The sequence below is a fragment of the Microbacterium sp. LMI13-1-1.1 genome, from assembly GCF_040815625.1.
Classification (GTDB): domain Bacteria; phylum Actinomycetota; class Actinomycetes; order Actinomycetales; family Microbacteriaceae; genus Microbacterium; species Microbacterium forte.
Genome location: NZ_JBFPNL010000005.1, coordinates 1142566 through 1160103, shown reverse-complemented (window position 1 = coordinate 1160103; position 17538 = coordinate 1142566). Strand labels below are relative to the sequence as shown.

The 17538-nt window shown below is 66.3% G+C and carries 15 protein-coding genes and 1 tRNA gene; 5 read left to right on the top strand and 11 right to left on the bottom strand.

The window, feature by feature from the left end:
• Positions 1–58: 58 nt before the first annotated feature.
• The 3 genes from MRBLMI13_RS12385 to MRBLMI13_RS12375 form a co-directional block, all read right to left on the bottom strand.
• On the bottom strand, positions 59–853 hold the full coding sequence (locus MRBLMI13_RS12385) for an enoyl-CoA hydratase/isomerase family protein (RefSeq protein WP_367822857.1): 795 nt from the start codon (positions 851–853) through the stop codon (positions 59–61).
• A gap of 46 nt (positions 854–899) precedes the next feature.
• On the bottom strand, positions 900–1391 hold the full coding sequence (locus MRBLMI13_RS12380) for an FBP domain-containing protein (RefSeq protein WP_042539107.1): 492 nt from the start codon (positions 1389–1391) through the stop codon (positions 900–902).
• A 177-nt stretch (positions 1392–1568) separates the two neighbouring features.
• Positions 1569–2276 carry a FadR/GntR family transcriptional regulator gene (locus tag MRBLMI13_RS12375; RefSeq protein ID WP_042539105.1) on the bottom strand — a complete coding sequence of 236 codons (708 nt, stop codon included), beginning with the start codon at positions 2274–2276 and terminating at the stop codon, positions 1569–1571.
• A 137-nt stretch (positions 2277–2413) separates the two neighbouring features.
• Here MRBLMI13_RS12375 and MRBLMI13_RS12370 point away from each other — a divergent pair, with 137 nt between their 5' ends.
• The 3 genes from MRBLMI13_RS12370 to MRBLMI13_RS12360 all read left to right on the top strand — a co-directional run bounded on the left by MRBLMI13_RS12370 (position 2414) and on the right by MRBLMI13_RS12360 (position 4869).
• Positions 2414–3823, top strand: a complete 1410-nt coding sequence (locus MRBLMI13_RS12370) for a GntP family permease (protein WP_414685957.1) — start codon at positions 2414–2416, stop codon at positions 3821–3823.
• Positions 3824–3833: 10 nt separating this feature from the next.
• A complete protein-coding gene (locus MRBLMI13_RS12365; RefSeq protein ID WP_042539440.1) occupies positions 3834–4349 on the top strand; it encodes a gluconokinase in 516 nt (171 codons plus the stop codon).
• A gap of 217 nt (positions 4350–4566) precedes the next feature.
• On the top strand, positions 4567–4869 hold the full coding sequence (locus MRBLMI13_RS12360; RefSeq protein ID WP_367822854.1) for a hypothetical protein: 303 nt from the start codon (positions 4567–4569) through the stop codon (positions 4867–4869).
• Between the two features lie 86 nt (positions 4870–4955).
• Here the strand turns inward: MRBLMI13_RS12360 and MRBLMI13_RS12355 are convergent, their stop codons facing one another.
• The 3 genes from MRBLMI13_RS12355 to MRBLMI13_RS12345 all read right to left on the bottom strand — a co-directional run bounded on the left by MRBLMI13_RS12355 (position 4956) and on the right by MRBLMI13_RS12345 (position 6701).
• Positions 4956–5429 (bottom strand): heme-binding protein, encoded by a 474-nt coding sequence (locus MRBLMI13_RS12355; protein ID WP_367822852.1) that lies wholly within the window; start codon positions 5427–5429, stop codon positions 4956–4958.
• A 126-nt stretch (positions 5430–5555) separates the two neighbouring features.
• On the bottom strand, positions 5556–6419 hold the full coding sequence (locus MRBLMI13_RS12350; RefSeq protein ID WP_367822850.1) for a hypothetical protein: 864 nt from the start codon (positions 6417–6419) through the stop codon (positions 5556–5558).
• A gap of 15 nt (positions 6420–6434) precedes the next feature.
• Positions 6435–6701 carry a hypothetical protein gene (locus tag MRBLMI13_RS12345; RefSeq protein ID WP_042539097.1) on the bottom strand — a complete coding sequence of 89 codons (267 nt, stop codon included), beginning with the start codon at positions 6699–6701 and terminating at the stop codon, positions 6435–6437.
• A 247-nt stretch (positions 6702–6948) separates the two neighbouring features.
• Here MRBLMI13_RS12345 and MRBLMI13_RS12340 point away from each other — a divergent pair, with 247 nt between their 5' ends.
• A complete protein-coding gene (locus MRBLMI13_RS12340; RefSeq protein ID WP_367822848.1) occupies positions 6949–7293 on the top strand; it encodes a hypothetical protein in 345 nt (114 codons plus the stop codon).
• Between the two features lie 79 nt (positions 7294–7372).
• Here the strand turns inward: MRBLMI13_RS12340 and MRBLMI13_RS12335 are convergent.
• Together MRBLMI13_RS12335 and MRBLMI13_RS12330 are read right to left on the bottom strand one after the other, a co-directional pair.
• Positions 7373–7454: transfer RNA gene (locus MRBLMI13_RS12335), tRNA-Tyr, on the bottom strand.
• An 86-nt stretch (positions 7455–7540) separates the two neighbouring features.
• Positions 7541–8470: a carbohydrate kinase family protein gene (locus MRBLMI13_RS12330; RefSeq protein WP_367822846.1), complete on the bottom strand. Its 930-nt coding sequence runs from the start codon at positions 8468–8470 to the stop codon at positions 7541–7543.
• Between the two features lie 85 nt (positions 8471–8555).
• On the opposite strand from MRBLMI13_RS12330, the gene MRBLMI13_RS12325 reads away from it, so the two are divergent.
• Positions 8556–9146 (top strand): hypothetical protein, encoded by a 591-nt coding sequence (locus MRBLMI13_RS12325; protein ID WP_367822844.1) that lies wholly within the window; start codon positions 8556–8558, stop codon positions 9144–9146.
• Between the two features lie 64 nt (positions 9147–9210).
• On the opposite strand, the gene rpoC is transcribed toward MRBLMI13_RS12325, so the two are convergent.
• The 3 genes from rpoC to MRBLMI13_RS12310 form a co-directional block, all read right to left on the bottom strand.
• Complete coding sequence (gene rpoC / locus MRBLMI13_RS12320) at positions 9211–13086, bottom strand: DNA-directed RNA polymerase subunit beta' (protein WP_042539086.1); 3876 nt, start codon at positions 13084–13086, stop codon at positions 9211–9213.
• Between the two features lie 85 nt (positions 13087–13171).
• A complete protein-coding gene (locus MRBLMI13_RS12315) occupies positions 13172–16675 on the bottom strand; it encodes a DNA-directed RNA polymerase subunit beta (RefSeq protein ID WP_042539084.1) in 3504 nt (1167 codons plus the stop codon).
• A 221-nt stretch (positions 16676–16896) separates the two neighbouring features.
• Positions 16897–17511 (bottom strand): hypothetical protein, encoded by a 615-nt coding sequence (locus MRBLMI13_RS12310; RefSeq protein WP_042539082.1) that lies wholly within the window; start codon positions 17509–17511, stop codon positions 16897–16899.
• Between the last annotated feature and the right edge of the window lie 27 nt (positions 17512–17538).

The window sequence follows — 17538 nt, the reverse complement described above, 5'->3', positions numbered from 1 at the left end:
GCAGCAGTGGCGGCGCGATCCGTGGATACATCGGGGCGAACCGGCTCGTGTGCAGTGATCAGCCCTTGCGTGCGGAGGAGGCTGCGAAGGCGGCGATCCGGGCCTGGGCGTCCGGCGTCGCCATGGCGGCCCCGATCGACCGCGCCTCCTCGCTCAGCTGCTCTGCGAACGTCCGCTCGGGCTGCGAGCGGACGAGTCGCTTCGCGTGTCCGTAGGCCTCCGCTGCCCCGGCAAGCCAGAAGCGTGCGACCTCCTCGGCACGGGCTCGGACGAGATCGGCTTCGTCCGCGGAGTCGGCCCCCTCGACGGCCTCTGCGACGAGGCCCCACTCCACGGCCTCGGCGGCGGACAGCAGGCGGTCCTGCAGCACCAGCTGCAGCGCTCGACGCTGTCCGACGGCTCGAGCGAGCTGGGCCGAGACCGAGAGGTCGGGGGTCAGCCCGATGTTCGCATACAGACTGCCGAGGCGAGACCGCGATCCGACGACGGCGTAGTCACTGCTGAGAAGGATGCCGAGTCCACCGCCCGCCGTCGTGCCATGCGCTGCGGCGACCACGGGCACTGCGGACTCCGTCAGGGAGCGGATGCCGGTGTTGATGACTTCGGCGAGCGCGGTGATGTCGTCGGCCGACCCCATCGTCGTCGCCATGTCGATCACGTCACCACCCGCGCAGAACGCGGGACCCGCCGCATCGATCAGGATCGCCGTGACGTCCGACCGCGACGTGGCCTCTTCCGTCGCATCCCGCCAGGCGTGCGCGAGATCGGCGTTGAACGCGTTGAGCCTCGCGGGGCGGTTCAGCGTGAGCCTGGCCAGCCCCTCATCGACGGCGAACAGGATGGCATCGTTCATGGCTTCTCCTTCGAGCACAGGACGTTGGCCACCAGGCTAACCGCGATCAGCGCTCGTCCCGCACCCGCTTGGTGAAAGCCTCCATACGCCGTCGAGTGCCGTCGAGGCGCATGTCCACCTGTCCGGGTGCCAGCACCTCGCTGGGGGCGAGGGGGTGTGCGAGCCTCACGTTCTCGTGGCACGAGAGATCAGCGCAGATGTAGGTTCCCACTGAGTCTCCGCGCATCCCGGCCTCGCCGGCTCGTCGGGCCGAGAAGAGTGCGACCTGGTTTCCGGGCTGCATCGTGTGGCAGATGTTGCACATGCCCGAACGCCCGCGGCCGGGGTCGGAGGCTCGGAGCACGACTCCGAAGATCTCCCCGTCGTGCTGGGTGAGGACGTAGCCGCGGCGCCCAGCGCTCGGATCGCGCCATGCGAAGAAGTCGAGGTAATCCCAGTCGATCAGCACCAGATCGAGGGGCATCTCCATGACCCTCAGCTCGTCCGCATCCGCGTTGACGAAGGACGCACGGATGTCTGCCTCGGTGAGCGCTCGCATCCGACCAGTCTATGAACTCGTCAGCCGCCTCCGTCCGCACATCGCCATCACGAGACCCCCGCAGCGGCCGGGGTGAGTGCACGGGCAGGCGCGCGCTGCGTGCGCCCCCTCATGATCCTGACTCTCGGGCGGTCTGCAACTCCCCCGCCTCCCGAGACACCGACGCAGTCCGTCGGACTACTCAGCGGCGCGCTGCATGGCCTCGTCAGCTTCCGAGACGATGTTGCGCATGGCGACAGCCGCCGCATCCGCATCGCCGCTCGCCACCGCGAACGCGACATCGCGATGCCACTGCACCGCGTTCTGGTCGGCCACGTGAGGCATGAGGGAATGAGCGGTGCGCCCGCGGAGGACCGCCTCCACCGTGCCGCCGAGCGCGGCGAGCATCCCGTTGCCCGAGGCCTCGAGGAGGAGCCTGTGGAATCGGATGTCGGCTGTCAGATAGCGCTCGCGATCGGCCTCGTGGTCCTCTTGCCCCATCGCGACGACGAGCGACACGAGGTCGACCTTCTGCTCGGAGGTGGCCGTTCCTGCAGCGAGGCCGGCAGCGAGTGGCTCGATGACCGAGCGCAGCTGGCTGAGCTCGCGCAGCTGTTCGTCGCGGCCCGGTCCTGCGAGGCGCCACGCGATCACCTCAGGGGCATAGACGTTCCAATCGGCGCGCGGCCGCACCTCGACTCCCGACTTGCGACGCACCCAGACCAAGCCGAAGGACTCGAGGACCCGCACTGCTTCCCGCGCCGCGGAGCGTGAGACACCTCTTTCGCTGGCGAGCTCGACTGTGAGCATGCGCGAGCCCGGGGGGTGCTCACCATCGACGATCGCGCGACCGAGCTCGGCGACGAGCGAGTCGTGGACGGGGCTTGCGGGGCCGGCGACGGTCATATGTCGAGTATGCCCGTCGCGACTGCGTGACGTGGGACGTCTCACACGATTGTTTCGTTTATGTTGCGCATGACGTGGTATGCGTGCTTATTATGTACGGCATAAGGTCGTAAACCACGCCCGGATCAAGGAAGCTCATGGCACTCTTCACCCCCGCCGCCGACGCGCTCATGATGGCAGCCGCCGACACCGCAGCCCCCGACCGCCCCGCCGGTCAGCTGATCACCGCCGCCGTGCTGGGGATCGCGATCATCATCGTCCTCATCACCTGGGTGAAGCTGCATCCCTTCCTGTCGCTCACCATCGGCGCGCTCGCCACAGGTGCGATCGCCGGCATGGACATCGCCGCGTCCGTCACCAGCTTCTCGACGGGCTTCGGCACCACCATGGGCGGAGTCGGCATCCTGATCGCACTCGGCGCGATCTACGGGAAGCTCCTCGCCGATTCCGGCGGCGCCGACCGCATCGTCGACACGCTCGTCAGCCGCGCCAGCGCGCGTTCGCTGCCCTGGGTCATGGGACTCATCGGCGCCGTCATCGGCCTTCCGATGTTCTTCGAGGTCGGCCTCGTGCTCCTCGTGCCGGTCATCATCCTCGTCGCACGCCGCTCCGGTGCGCCGCTCATGCGCATCGCGATCCCGACGCTTGCGGGCCTCTCCGCCATGCACGGCCTCGTGCCGCCGCACCCCGGTCCTCTCGCGGCGATCGACGCGCTCGGTGCCAACCTCGGCCTCACCCTCGCCTTCGGTGTGATCGTGGCGATCCCGGCCGTGATCATCTCGGGCCCCCTGTTCGCACGCTTCGCGGAGCGCTGGGTCGATGTGCCGGTGCCCGAGCTGTTCGTCACCGAAGAGGACGAAGGACAAGAGCAGCGTCTGCGCCCGTCGTTCGGAGCCACGCTCTTCAGCATCCTGCTGCCCGTGTTCCTCATGCTCGCCAAGGCTGTCGCCGACATCTCGGCCTCGGGGTCGGATGCCCCCTGGAAGCTCGCTCTCGACTTCCTCGGCACGCCGGTCATCGCACTGCTCATCGCCGTGCTCGCCGGCTTCTTCATCCTCGGACGCGGCGCCGGCTTCGACCGCACGAAGATCAACGACATCGTGGGGTCGTCGCTCGGCCCGATCGCCGGCATCCTGCTGATCGTCGGCGCTGGTGGCGGGTTCAAGCAGGTGCTGGTCGACACCGGCATCGGCAACGTGATCGCCGAGTTCGTCTCCGGGTCTTCGGTCTCGGTGCTGATCCTCGCCTGGCTGGTGGCCGTGGTCATTCGCATCGCCACCGGGTCGGCGACCGTCGCGACGATCACCGCCGCCGGCATCCTGCAGCCGCTCACCGAGACCCTCGACTCGCCCATGGTCGCGCTGCTCGTGCTCGCGATCGGCTCGGGATCGGTGTTCCTGTCGCACGTCAACGACGCGGGCTTCTGGCTCATCAAGGAGTACTTCGGCCTCAGCATCCCGCAGACTCTGAAGTCGTGGACGGTGCTCGAATGCCTCATCTCGGTCACCGGTCTGGCCGGGGTCCTCGTCCTGAGCCTCTTCGTCTGAGCGCGCCATGATGTCCGTCAACGCGCCCGTCCTCGTCTTCATGGGCGTCGCCAGCACCGGTAAATCGACCGTCGCTGCCATGCTCGCCGGACGCCTCGGCTGGGCCTTCGAAGAAGGCGACGATCTGCACCCCGAGGCGAACGTCGCCAAGATGGCCGCTGGCCATGCGCTCGACGACGACGACCGCTGGCCGTGGCTCGACCTCATCGCCGAATGGATCGACGAGCGCATCGAGGCCGGCGAGCCCGGCATCGTCACCTGCTCGGCCCTCAAGCGCAGCTACCGCGACGTCCTGCGCCGAGATGCGGTCACGTTCGTGCACTTCGCGGGCGAGCGCGAGCTGATCCTCGATCGGATGCTGCGCAGGGAAGGCCACTTCATGCCGACGACCCTTCTCGACTCGCAGTTCGCCACCCTGGAGCCGCTGGAAGACGACGAGAGGGCGATCGAGATCGACATAGCTCTGACGCCCGCCGAGCAGGCCGCACAGATCGCCTCGCGGCTGCGCCTGCACCCCGACTACTGAGACAGTCCCTCGGGTCGCGACACTCAGAGTCATGGGGAACTCGATGCGGCACCCGTTACGCGCACTGCTCGTGGCGCTCCTGCTCAGTACCGGACTCGCGGGATGTTCGCCGCAGACCGCCGGAGGTCCGAGTCAGTACGGTACGAGCAGTGACGCACCAGGCACCGAGACCGGGGCGAACGCTCCCTCAGCTTCCTCGCGAGCGTGCGAGGAGTCGGTGATCCTGCTGACGGTCGACTCCCCGTCGCCGCGGGCGGGACAGACCGTCACCGTATCTGTCGATCCTGCCGAGTGCAGCATCGACGAGCAGTGGGCGGGCGAACTGATCGTCCGCACTTCCGGTGGTGACACGACGACCGGCTCACGCCTCGAGATCGGAGCGGCCTCCGTCTCGGTCGATCTGCCACCCGATCTCACGGGGCCAGCGCTGCTGATGCTCGCGCCCGATCAGGACTGCGAGCAGGCCGGTGCGACCGGCGACTGCCACTATCCATACATCGAGGTCCAGATCGGCCCCTGACCACGGGCGGTATGGACCCAGTCGTCATCGGGCGTTCGCACACCGACGACGTTGGGCAGCCCTCACTGCGTCACCCGACTCGCCCGTCACCCGACGAGCAGTCCCAGCGCCGTGATCCCCTCGACGACGAGGTCGTGATCATCCGCTGAGGGAAGCCCCGACACCGTCGCGACGGCGACGACGCCCACCCCTTCGACACGGACAGGCACAGAGCCGCCGGCGACGGCATAGGTGACGGGGTCGAGCCATCCCGGCTCGAACATGTCACGCCCGCCGCTGGCGACGCGTGCTTCGAGCAGCGCAGTGCTGGTCTCGAACCTCAGGGCCGTCGCGGCCTTCTTCTGCACCCAGGCGTCATTATCGGCCGTTGCACCCGGCAGCGATGCATGGAACAGGATGCCGGAGGCGGTGCGCACATCGACCGCAACCGGAGCCCCCTGGGCCAGCGCGCGCTCGGCTATGGAGCGCCCGAGTCGCCACGCGTCCGCTCGGTCGAATCGCCGCACGACCAGTTCGACGTGCTCCTTCTCCAGCTGTGCGAGCCTCGTCTGGTCAGTCATCAGCAGCGCCTCTTTCGTAGATGGTTCGCCTGAGACTGTAGCCGCCGCACAACGCTGCTCACGACGCGCGCGCCGCATCCTCAGCACCCCAACACGATGCGGCTCCCGTCCGATGGACGGAATTGGTCAGCCGAGCTCGCCCGATCCGTACGGACGCACCGGTTGCTGCTTCTGGAACTCGTACTCGCCTCCCTGGCGTCCACCGAAGGGACGCCCATGGTCGGCGAACTCCTCGCGGTAGTACGCCAGGCGCCATGGCCCTATTTCGATGCGAGATCCGGTGCGCAGGATCCTGGCGTTCTCCGTGCTGTGCGGCAGATTCGGTCGGCCGCCGCCGGTCGCCGCATACGAGTAGAGGACGTACTCGTCGTCCTCATTGTGACGGACTTCGGCGTGGCGGGATTCGAGTCCCTCCAACCGGAGGTCGGCGTCCGGTCCGGAACCGATGACGGTGCGCCCCGGGAGCAGGTCGAACTCACGCGGCCTGCTGGAGTTCCAGTCGCCTGATCCGACCGCGAAGATCAACCGCGGACGACCAGAGCCGGGAATGTAGTGGGTCGTCGTGACTCGCCGCCGAACTCTCCGGGCGACTGTGGGGACAAGGGGAAACGGCGTCGACGGAGGGACGGGAAGCCGGAAGCCGCTGCCGCGTTCCCGATGCTGCGCCTCCGACAGGAGCGTCGAGAGATGCCCCAGTTTGATGTGCGAGGATCCGGCGATCGCCCGGCCCATGGGCCCCGATTTCACATCCCCGAACTGAACGAGAGTCCCCCGCGGCCCCTCCACACGCACACGGATTCCGCGTCGCGCGAGCCCATCGGCGAGCGGCACGAGCTGAGTCAGGTCTCGACGGCTCATGCTTCCGAGTCCAGGGGTGGATTCAAGGGAGACGACGACCTCCTGACCCTCAGCCCTGACGCTGAACCGTGTCGGAGGGCCGCCGTCGGGGCTGGCCTGCTCGACCTGCAGGTCGATATCGAGGCGAATCATCGGAGGAGCTCGCGCTCAGACCGAGCCCGCGCCACCGGACGCGCTGTCGCTGGTCGTCACCCGGAGCGTGCCGTTGAACTTCCAGGTCGCCCGCGGCGCATCAGGCCCGATATCCCGAGGCACTTCGACGGTCATGTCGTCGAACGTGTAGTTGACGGCGGCTCCACGACCGGTGAGGTAGGCCCACATCTCCCGCCCGAGATCTGTCCAATCGGTGATCGACGCACCGGTCGGCCCCGACGCCGAGTCGAACAGCTCTGTCGGTTCATTCGGATCGCTCATGGCGTGCTCCTTTGCTAAAACCATGTCCTGTGGCTCAGATTATGCGCCTGCCGTTCCGAGGTGTCCAGGGATTTCTGAACACTGTCTAGAAATCTCCAGCAGGCCGGCGTCTCGCGACCGCTCAGCACTCAAGACGTGTGCGTGATCACGAAGTCGCACCAGTGCGACCAACCGCGCGTGGAAGGTCGCCGGGTCTATCGATCCGAGGAACTCATGGCCGGCGCCCCCGAGTTGCGAGTGCAGCCAGATGATCGCAGAGCTCGAACTGCCGCCGTTCGTGATCCCGGCAGTGACGACGCGCGCGAAGCACGCGAACAACGAGCTCGTCGTCCCGTCGGCAGTCGGCACGCCCTGCCGGCCGGACAACCTCCGACGCGACTGGCGCTGGGCGCTGGGCGGTAGGGCGTCCGGGAGCGTGACTCCTGGCGCGTTCCGCAAGGCCGTGGCGACGCTTCTGCAGGAAGAGCTGGGCGCCGGAGTATCTCGCGATCAGCTCGGCCACATCGGGTTTGGGAACCTCAAGAACTACGTCGAGCGCGCGTCGCGAGACCCAGCAGCGGCAGGCAGTGTCCAGCGTCTCGTCAGTACGTAGCCACAAATTCAAGAGAGAGCCCCGCCTGTCCGAAGACTGGCGGGGCTCTTTCCTTGACTTAGTGCGGCGTGAGCCGGTGTGGCGAGTGAGGGATTCGAACCCCCGAATGCTGAGCAGTCTGATTTACAGTCAGATCCCTTTGGCCGCTTGGGTAACTCGCCAGAGCGCACCCGTCCGACTTCGACAGCCAACCGGGGGCACGATAGATAATCATACCTGCCGAGGGCAGGCGTGAGAAATCGAGCGCTCAGCTCCCGAAGACGCCCTGGTCGGGGTCGGCCAGGGACTCCGGAGTCCGCAGCAGGCCGCCCTCGGCGCGGCACGTCGCGGCGGCCACATCCATCGCTCGAACGAGCAGCTGCCGCCACCCGTCAGCGTCGGAGGGCATGCCGTTCGCCAATCCTGCCGCCACGGCGGCGAGAGTCGCATCGCCCGCTCCGACGGTGTCGACGACGCGTCCGGGCAGCGTCGAGATGGGCGCCGTCACGATGCCGGCATCCGACTCGAGAGCCGCGCCGTCCGCCCCCGCGGTCGCGAGGACCGCGCTGACGCCGAGGGCGCGCAGCCGTGCCCGGAGGGCCTCGAGATCGCCGTCGTAGAGAAGCGACGCATCATCGGCGCCGACCTTGACGATCGATGCCCCGGCAGCCGCGCGCTCGAAGCCCCGCACGAACTCGGCGCGATCACTCAGCATCCCCGAACGCGGGTTCGGGTCGACAGCGAGTCGAGCATCACCGACGGCGTCGAGCAGCGCATCGACCTCAGCAGGCACGTCGAAGGGGAAGCAGCTGACAGCCACGAGACCCGAGTCGGCGATCGCCTGGACGGCTTCGCCCGAGTACCGGATGCTGCGCCTCTGCGCCGCCTCGTTGAAGACGTAGACGGGCTCGCCGTCCGACGCACGCTGCACGATCGCACGAGACGAGCCCAGCGGCGCCTCGCTCGCGATCAGCCGCACGTCGTGATCCTCGAGGTACTCGCGGATGTGCGCACCCGCTTCGTCCTCTCCGACCATCGCGATCAGCGTCGTCGGAACACCCAGCCGGCGAAGGCCGACGGCGACGTTCAGCGCTGCGCCGCCGACCAGCTCTCGCACTCCACCGCCGTCGTGGATCTCGTCGATCAGTGCGTCTCCGACGACGACTGCACCGCGTGCTCGGGAGGATTCATCACTCATTCTGCCGACACTACCGCGAGAGCGGCTTCTGGGCCCGCTTGCGCGGCTTCCCTGCACCGCATCCCATCAGCGCTACGGTGAGCGCATGAACCCTCGAATCGCCGCCGGAGCTGCGGCTCTCCTGCTCGTGACGCTGCTCACCGGCTGCGGTTCCACCGGCTCAGGATCCGCCGGCCCGAGCGAATCCGGGGAGCCGTCGTCGAGTTCTTCGCCCGATGGATCGGCAAGTCCGTCGCCCTCCCCCACTCCGACCGAGACGCCGATCGCTCTGCCCTCCGATTGTCGCGCCATCCTGTCGGACGACGTGCTCGCCCAGCTCGACGGCATCCCGCTCAACGATGCGGCCTTCGGACCCTCCGGAGTGGGCGACGACGGTACGCTGACCTGCATCTGGGCGGACCCGAAGGCCGACACCACCCGTCTCGTCACGACGATCTCTCTGATGAACCGCGGCCCGGCCCTCGACATGCTGAACGCTCTCGTCGCCGATGAGGGCTTCACGTGCTTCACGCCGGACGGCGGCACCCGCTGCGAGAAGACCTGGCCGAACACGCAATACCCGGTCACCGACGGGCGCACCCTGTTCTGGCGTGACGACGTGCTGATCGACTCCGAATACTCCAACCTGGCCCCCGAGGGCTACACCTCGAGCATCGTGGCACACCTCTTCGACTGACGGCATCCGGACACGAAGAAGGCCCCGGGCGAATCGCCCGGGGCCTTCTCACTCACTCAGTACGTCAGTTGTACGTACCCGGCGTGATGTCGTCCGTCGAGAACGCGTCGAAGTCGACGTAGCCGAAGTCGCCGTCAGCGTACGCGCCGTCGGATGCGAAGATCCGGTTCGGGTAGCGCTCGCTCTTGGCTTCCTCGGTGGCCTCGACCGTGACGTCGCGGTACTTCGAGAGACCGGTTCCGGCGGGGATGAGCTTACCGATGATGACGTTCTCCTTGAGACCGACCAGCGGGTCGCGCTTGCCCTGCATCGCAGCCTCGGTGAGCACGCGGGTCGTCTCCTGGAAGGAGGCGGCCGACAGCCACGACTCCGTCGCGAGCGACGCCTTCGTGATACCCATCAGCTCCGAACGGCCGGACGCCGGGCGCTTGCCCTCTGCCACAGCCTCGCGGTTGATCGCCTGGTAGCGCTTGAGGTCGACCATCTCACCCGGAAGCAGGGTCGTGTCGGCGTGATCGACGACGGTGACCTTGCGGAGCATCTGACGGACGATGACCTCGATGTGCTTGTCGTGGATCGGCACACCCTGCGAGCGGTACACGCCCTGGACGCCACCGACGAGGTAACGCTGCACCTCGCGGGCACCCATGACACGCATGACCTCCTTGGGGTCGAGCGTTCCGACCAGGAGCGGCTGACCGACGCTGACGTGCTGACCGTCCTCGACCAGAAGCGTCGCACGCTTCAGAACCGGGTAGATCACTTCCTCGTCACCGTTGTCGGGCGTCAGGATGAGCCTCTTGGCCTTGTCCGTCTCGTCGATCGTGATGCGACCGTCGGCCTCTGCGATCGGCGACGCAGCCTTGGGGGTACGCGCCTCGAAGAGCTCCTGCACGCGGGGCAGACCCTGCGTGATGTCATCAGCCGAAGCCGAACCACCGGTGTGGAAGGTACGCATCGTCAGCTGGGTACCGGGCTCACCGATCGACTGGGCCGCGATGATGCCGACGGCCTCTCCGATGTCGACGGTCTTACCCGTCGCGAGCGAACGGCCGTAGCACTGCGCGCAGACACCGACAGCGGAGTCACACGTGAGAACCGAGCGCACCTTGATGCTCTCGACGCCCAGCGCGACCAGCTTGTCGATGAGGACGTCACCCACGTCGTCACCGGCAGAGGCGAGAACCTCGCCCTTGCTGTCGACCACGTCGGAGGCCAGCGTACGAGCGAACACCGAGTTCTCGACGTTCGCGTCGCGCACCAGCTCGCCCTGCGAGTTCGGAGCGGCGATCGGGAGCTCGAGGCCCTTCGACGTGCCGCAGTCCTCTTCGCGGATGATGACGTCCTGCGAGACATCCACCAGACGACGGGTCAGGTAACCCGAGTCGGCGGTACGCAGAGCGGTGTCGGCCAGACCCTTACGGGTACCGTGCGTCGCGATGAAGTACTCCGCAACCGACAGACCCTCGCGGTACGAGGAGATGATCGGACGCGGGATGATCTCACCCTTGGGGTTGTTCACCAGACCACGCATACCGGCGATGTTCCGGATCTGCAGCCAGTTACCACGAGCACCGGACGACACCATGCGGTTGATGGTGTTGTCCTCGGGGAAGTTCGCCCGCATCGCGGCCTGAACCTCGTCCGTCGCCTCGGTCCAGATCTTGATGAGCTCCTGGCGACGCTCGGTGTCGGTCGTCAGGCCCTTCTCGTACTGGGACTGGACCTTCGCGGCCTGCTTCTCGTAGCCGGCGACGATCTCCGCCTTGTTCGGAGGCGTCAGGATGTCGCTCAGAGCGACGGTCACACCGGAGCGAGTCGCCCAGTAGAAACCGGCGTCCTTGATGCGGTCCAGCGACGCAGCCGTCTCGACCTTGGGGTACTCCTCGGCCAGCTTGTTGACGATCTGCGACAGCTTGTTCTTGTCAGCCTGCTCGCGGACGAACGGGTATCCCTTGGGAAGCGTGTCGTTGAAGATCGCCTGACCGAGCGATGCGTCGACGAGACCGTGACGCTCGTAGCCCTCGGGAGCTTCGCCCTCGAGGAACGTCAGACCCGGGATGCGGATGCGGACCTTGGCCTGCAGGTCGAGGGTTCCCTCGTCCTTGGCCAGGATCGCCTCGCCCACCGAACCGAATGCACGACCCTCACCGGCTGCGCCCGCCTTGACCGTGGTCAGGTGGTGCAGACCGATGATCATGTCCTGCGAAGGCAGGGTGACGGGGCGGCCATCGGACGGCTTCAGGATGTTGTTCGACGCGAGCATCAGCACGCGGGCCTCGGCCTGAGCCTCGACCGACAGCGGCAGGTGGACAGCCATCTGGTCACCGTCGAAGTCGGCGTTGAACGCCGCGCAGACGAGCGGGTGCAGCTGGATGGCCTTGCCCTCGACGAGCTGAGGCTCGAAGGCCTGGATGCCCAGACGGTGCAGGGTGGGTGCACGGTTGAGCAGCACCGGACGCTCGCGGATGATCTCCTCGAGCACGTCCCAGACCTCGGGACGGGTGCGCTCGACAGCGCGCTTGGCTGCCTTGATGTTCTGCGAGTGACCGAGGTCGATCAGGCGCTTGATCACGAACGGCTTGAAGAGCTCCAGAGCCATCTGCTTGGGCAGACCGCACTGGTGCAGCTTGAGCTGCGGTCCGACGATGATGACCGAACGGCCGGAGTAGTCGACACGCTTTCCGAGCAGGTTCTGACGGAAGCGACCCTGCTTGCCCTTCAGCATGTCGCTGAGGGACTTCAGGGCGCGGTTGCCGGTTCCGGTGACGGGACGACCACGGCGACCGTTGTCGAACAGTGCGTCGACGGCCTCCTGCAGCATCCGCTTCTCGTTGTTGACGATGATCTCGGGGGCACCGAGGTCGATCAGACGACGAAGACGGTTGTTGCGGTTGATCACACGACGGTAGAGGTCGTTGAGGTCGGAGGTCGCGAAGCGGCCACCGTCGAGCTGCACCATCGGGCGCAGCTCCGGCGGGATCACCGGAACGACATCCAGCACCATGGCGGCCGGGCTCATGCCGGTCTCCAGGAACGAGTTGACGACCTTCAGACGCTTGATCGCGCGGATCTTGCGCTGGCCCTTGCCCTCGGAGATCTGCAGGTGCAGGCTCTCCGCCTCGGCTGCCAGGTCGAACGCCGCGAGGCGACGCTGGATCGACTCGGCGCCCATGTAGGCCTCGAAGTACTGACCGAAACGGTCCTGCAGCTCGTGGAAGACGTCGTCCTCGGGACGCAGTGCGCCGACCTCGAGGGTGCGGAAGTCTTCCCACACGCGCTCGAGCTTGGCGATCGCCTCGTCGGCACCCTTGCGGATGAGCGACATCTCCTTCTCGGCGGCGTCCTTGACCTTCTTCTTCGCGTCGGCCTTGGCGCCCTCCGCCTCGAGGGAAGCGAGCTCCTCCTCCAGGCGTGCCAGGCGCTCGGCGATCTTCGCGTCGCGACGGTCTCCGAGCGTCTTCAGCTCGAGACGGATGTTGTTCTCCTGCGTGCCCAGGTCGCGGTGACGAGCATCCTCGTCGACCGAGATGACCATGTAGGCGGCGAAGTAGATGACCTTCTCGAGGTCCTTCGGCGCCATGTCGAGCAGGTAGCCCAGACGCGAGGGAACACCCTTGAAGTACCAGATGTGGGTGACGGGAGCGGCGAGCTCGATGTGACCCATGCGCTCACGACGGACCGAGGACTTGGTGACCTCGACGCCGCAGCGCTCGCAGACGATGCCCTTGAAGCGGACACGCTTGTACTTTCCGCAGGCGCACTCCCAGTCGCGGGACGGGCCGAAGATCTGCTCTCCGAAGAGACCGTCCTTCTCCGGCTTCAGGGTGCGGTAGTTGATGGTTTCAGGCTTCTTGACCTCGCCGTAGGACCAGGCGCGGATGTGGTCCGCGGTGGCCAGGCCGATGCGAAGCTCATCGAAAGTGTTTGACTCGAGCACAAATTCTCCTGTGTAGGAATTCTTCTGAAGAAATCGGGGAGGTGGGCCGCCGACCGGGCATGCTGCTCAGTCGGCGGCCTGAACCTTAGATCTCGTCGATCGAGGCGGCCTCGAAGCGGCTGGAGATGTTGATGCCGAGCTCCTCCGCAGCGCGGAAGGCCTCGTCGTCGGTGTCACGCAGGTTGACGAGCGTGCCGTCTGCCGAGAGGACCTCGACGTTCAGGCAGAGCGACTGCATCTCCTTCATGAGCACCTTGAAGGACTCGGGGATGCCGGGCTCCTGGATGTTCTCGCCCTTGACGATGGCCTCGTACACCTTGACGCGGCCGAGGATGTCGTCGGACTTGATCGTGAGGAGCTCCTGGAGCGCGTATGCGGCACCGTAGGCCTCGAGGGCCCACACCTCCATCTCACCGAATCGCTGGCCACCGAACTGCGCCTTACCACCGAGCGGCTGCTGGGTGATCATCGAGTACGGACCAGTCGAACGCGCGTGGATCTTGTCGTCGACCAGGTGGTGGAGCTTCAGGATGTACATGTAGCCCACCGAGATCGGCGCCGGGAACGGCTCGCCGGAGCGGCCGTCGAACATCTGGGCCTTTCCGGTGGAGTCGATCAGGCGCACACCGTCACGGGTCGGGATGGTCGAGTCGAGGAGACCTGCGATCTCCTCCTCGCTCGCACCGTCGAACACCGGGGTGGCGACCTTGGTGCCGGGTGCGGCCTCGAAGGCGTCCTTCGGGAGCTTCGTAGCCCACTCCGGGTTTCCTTCGACCTTCCAGCCCTGCTTCGCGATCCACCCGAGGTGGGTCTCGAGCACCTGACCGAAGTTCATTCGACCCGGGATACCCAGCGGGTTCAGCACGATGTCGACGGGGGTTCCGTCCGCGAGGAACGGCATGTCCTCGATCGGGAGGATCTTCGCGATGACACCCTTGTTGCCGTGACGACCGGCGAGCTTGTCACCCTCGGTGATCTTGCGCTTCTGGGCGATGTAGACCACGACTCGGCGGTTGACACCGGAGCCGAGCTCGTCGTCGCCGTCCTCGGCGTTGAACTCCTTGACGGCGATGATCGTGCCCTGCTCACCGTGGGGCACCTTCAGAGAGGTGTCACGGACCTCGCGGCTCTTCTCGTTGAAGATCGCACGGAGCAGACGCTCTTCCGCCGACAGCTCGGTCTCGCCCTTCGGCGTGACCTTGCCGACGAGGATGTCGCCGGGGCGGACCTCGGCGCCGATGCGGATGATGCCGCGCTCGTCGAGATCCTTCAGCAGCTCAGGGCTGACGTTGGGGAGATCACGGGTGATCTCCTCCTTGCCGAGCTTCGTGTCGCGGGCGTCGACCTCGTATTCCTCGATGTGGATCGAGGAGAGGGTGTCGTCCTTCACGAGGTCCTGGCTGAGGATGATAGCGTCCTCGAAGTTGTAGCCTTCCCACGTCATGAACGCGACGAGGAGGTTCTTTCCGAGGGCCAGCTCGCCGTTCTCGGTGGCGGGGCCATCAGCGATGACCTCTCCGACCTCGACGCGGTCGCCCTCGTTGACGACGACCTTCTGGTTGTACGACGTGCCCTGGTTGGAGCGGTCGAACTTGCGCAGGTGGTAATCCTGCGTTCCACCCTCGTCGAGCATGACGGTGACGCGGTCTGCGGAGACCTCGGTGACGACACCCGGCTTCTCAGCCGTGAGCACGTCGCCGGCGTCGATGGCGGTGTAGCCCTCCATACCGGTTCCGACGAGCGGCGAGTCGCTGCGCAGCAGCGGCACAGCCTGACGCTGCATGTTGGCGCCCATGAGCGCGCGCTGCGCATCGTCGTGCTCGAGGAACGGCACGAGCGAGGTCGCGACCGACACCATCTGGCGAGGCGAGACATCGATGTAGCCGATGTCCTCCGGGAGGAACATGTCGACCTCGCCGCTGCCGCCCTTGGGGCGGGCCAGGACGTGGCTCTCGATGAAGCGACCGTTCTTGTCGAGCGGGGCGTTGGCCTGCGCGATGTTGAAGTCGACCTCTTCGGAAGCCGTCAGGTAGTCGATCTCCTCGGTGACGACGCCCCCGGTGACCTTGCGGTACGGGGTCTCGATGAAGCCGAACGAGTTGATGCGCGCGAAGGTCGCGAGAGCACCGATCAGACCGATGTTCGGGCCTTCAGGGGTCTCGATGGGGCACATGCGGCCGTAGTGCGACGGGTGGACGTCACGGACCTCGACACCTGCGCGGTCACGGCTCAGACCACCGGGGCCGAGAGCCGAGAGGCGGCGCTTGTTGGTCAGACCCGCGAGCGGGTTGTTCTGGTCCATGAACTGCGAGAGCTGCGAGGTTCCGAAGAACTCCTTGATCGCGGCGACGACGGGGCGCACGTTGATCAGGGTCTGCGGCGTGATCGCCTCGATGTCCTGCGTGGTCATGCGCTCGCGGACGACGCGCTCCATGCGGGAGAGACCGGTGCGGACCTGGTTCTGGATCAGCTCGCCGACCGCGCGGATGCGACGGTTGCCGAAGTTGTCGATGTCGTCGGTCGCGATGCGGATGTCGGCCTTCTTGCCCGAGCGGATGCCGGGGAAGGTCTCTTCCGTGCCTGCGTGCAGACGCACGAGGTACTTGATCGTCGCGACGATGTCCTGAACCGTGAGGACCGAGTCGGTCAGCGGTGCGTCGAGACCGAGCTTGTGGTTGATCTTGTAACGACCCACCTTCGCCAGGTCGTAGCGCTTCGGGTTGAAGTAGAAGTTGTCGAGAAGCGCACGCGCGGCCTCGGCAGCGACCTGCTCGCCCGGACGCAGCTTGCGGTAGATGTCGCGGAGCGCATCTTCCTTCGTGACGATGGTGTCCTTCGCGAGCGTCTCCTCGATCGAGGTGTAGCCGGCGAACTCCGTGAGGATCTCCTCGCTGGTCATGCCCAGCGCCTTGAGGAACACGGTGACCGACTGCTTGCGCTTGCGGTCGACGCGGACGCCGACCTGGTCGCGCTTGTCGATCTCGAACTCGAGCCATGCACCACGGCTCGGGATGACGCGCGCCGACACGATGTCCTTGTCGGACGTCTTGTCGGGGGTCTTGTCGAAGTAGACACCCGGGGAGCGCACGAGCTGCGAGACGACGACGCGCTCGGAGCCGTTGATGATGAACGTGCCCTTGTCGGTCTGGAGCGGGAAGTCGCCCATGAAGACCGTCTGTGTCTTGATCTCGCCCGTGAGGTGGTTCATGAACTCGGCCTCGACGTACAGCGGAGCGGCGTAGGTCTTGCCACGCTCCTTGCACTCCTCGATCGAGTACTTCTCCGGCTCGAGGTACGGGTTCGTGAACGACAGCTGCATCGTTTCGCCGAGGTCCTCGATCGGGGAGATCTCCTCGAAGATCTCGCCGAGGCCGCTGTTCTCGTTCACGTCTGTGCGGCCGGCCTTCTTGGCCTCTGCGACACGAGCCTTCCAGGCGTCGTTGCCGACGAGCCAGCCGAAGGATTCGGTCTGCAGAGCGAGAAGGTCAGGGACCGTCAGCGTGTCGGAGATCTTGGCGAACGAAAGACGGGATGCTCCGCGTCCGTTCTTAGTGGTGGTGGTGGTGGATGCGTTGCGAGCAGCAGCCAAGGGAATAACCTCCGTGAGCCCCGCAGGGCTTCTCGATTCCTTTGTCGTCAGGTGAGTGTGCGCCCGGATGCTCAACGAAATGCCGACCACCATATGAGGGCAGGGAGAAGCGAGCGCAACTACCAACTATACGCGCGAACTTGCGACATGGCAAGCTCAATCCTTGACGTTCTTCGGATGCTGCGGTATTGGCGCCCTCAGGACGCCTCGTCGGACGTCGGTCAGACCCAGGTCCAGGTGACGAGGATCGACTCGGCGACCGCCTGCCGCTCGTCGGGAGTCACCGTGTCGCTGAACGAGAACGTGACGACGTAGGTCTGGTCGTCGGTGCTGACGTAGTACTGCTCGACGCTGTAGGTCGTGCCCTCGCTCGTCATCGACGCCGACAGGTGAGCGGACTCGGAGTCTGCGATCGTCACCCGGTCGTTCACGACGATGTCGGTCGCGCCGGCTCCCTCGAGCTCGGTCACTCCGGCGCTCTCGACGAGGTCAGGAGTGACGAGGCCAGCAGGCGACTCGAGGACGTTGACGTTGTCGGCGAACCCGTCCGTGTCCTGTCGGTTCGCGGCGAGCGTGTCCGGGCTGAAGCCGGCGATCTCCTGATCGGGCACGGCCCACCCCTCGGGGACGACGTAGGTGTACCCGTCTCCGGTGATCGTCTCTCCCGTGGCGGGTGCCGCGTCGAGACTCGTCGATTCCTGGGTGCTCGGAGCACTCGACTCCGCCGGCTCCTCGCCCGTCGAGGTCGACGACTCCGTGGTCGAGAAGGAGCATCCGGTCAGGACGAGCGATGCAGCGAGGAGGATGACTGCCGCGGACGGAAGGGGAGAGCGCATGGCCACAGCCTATATACCGGCTGTGAC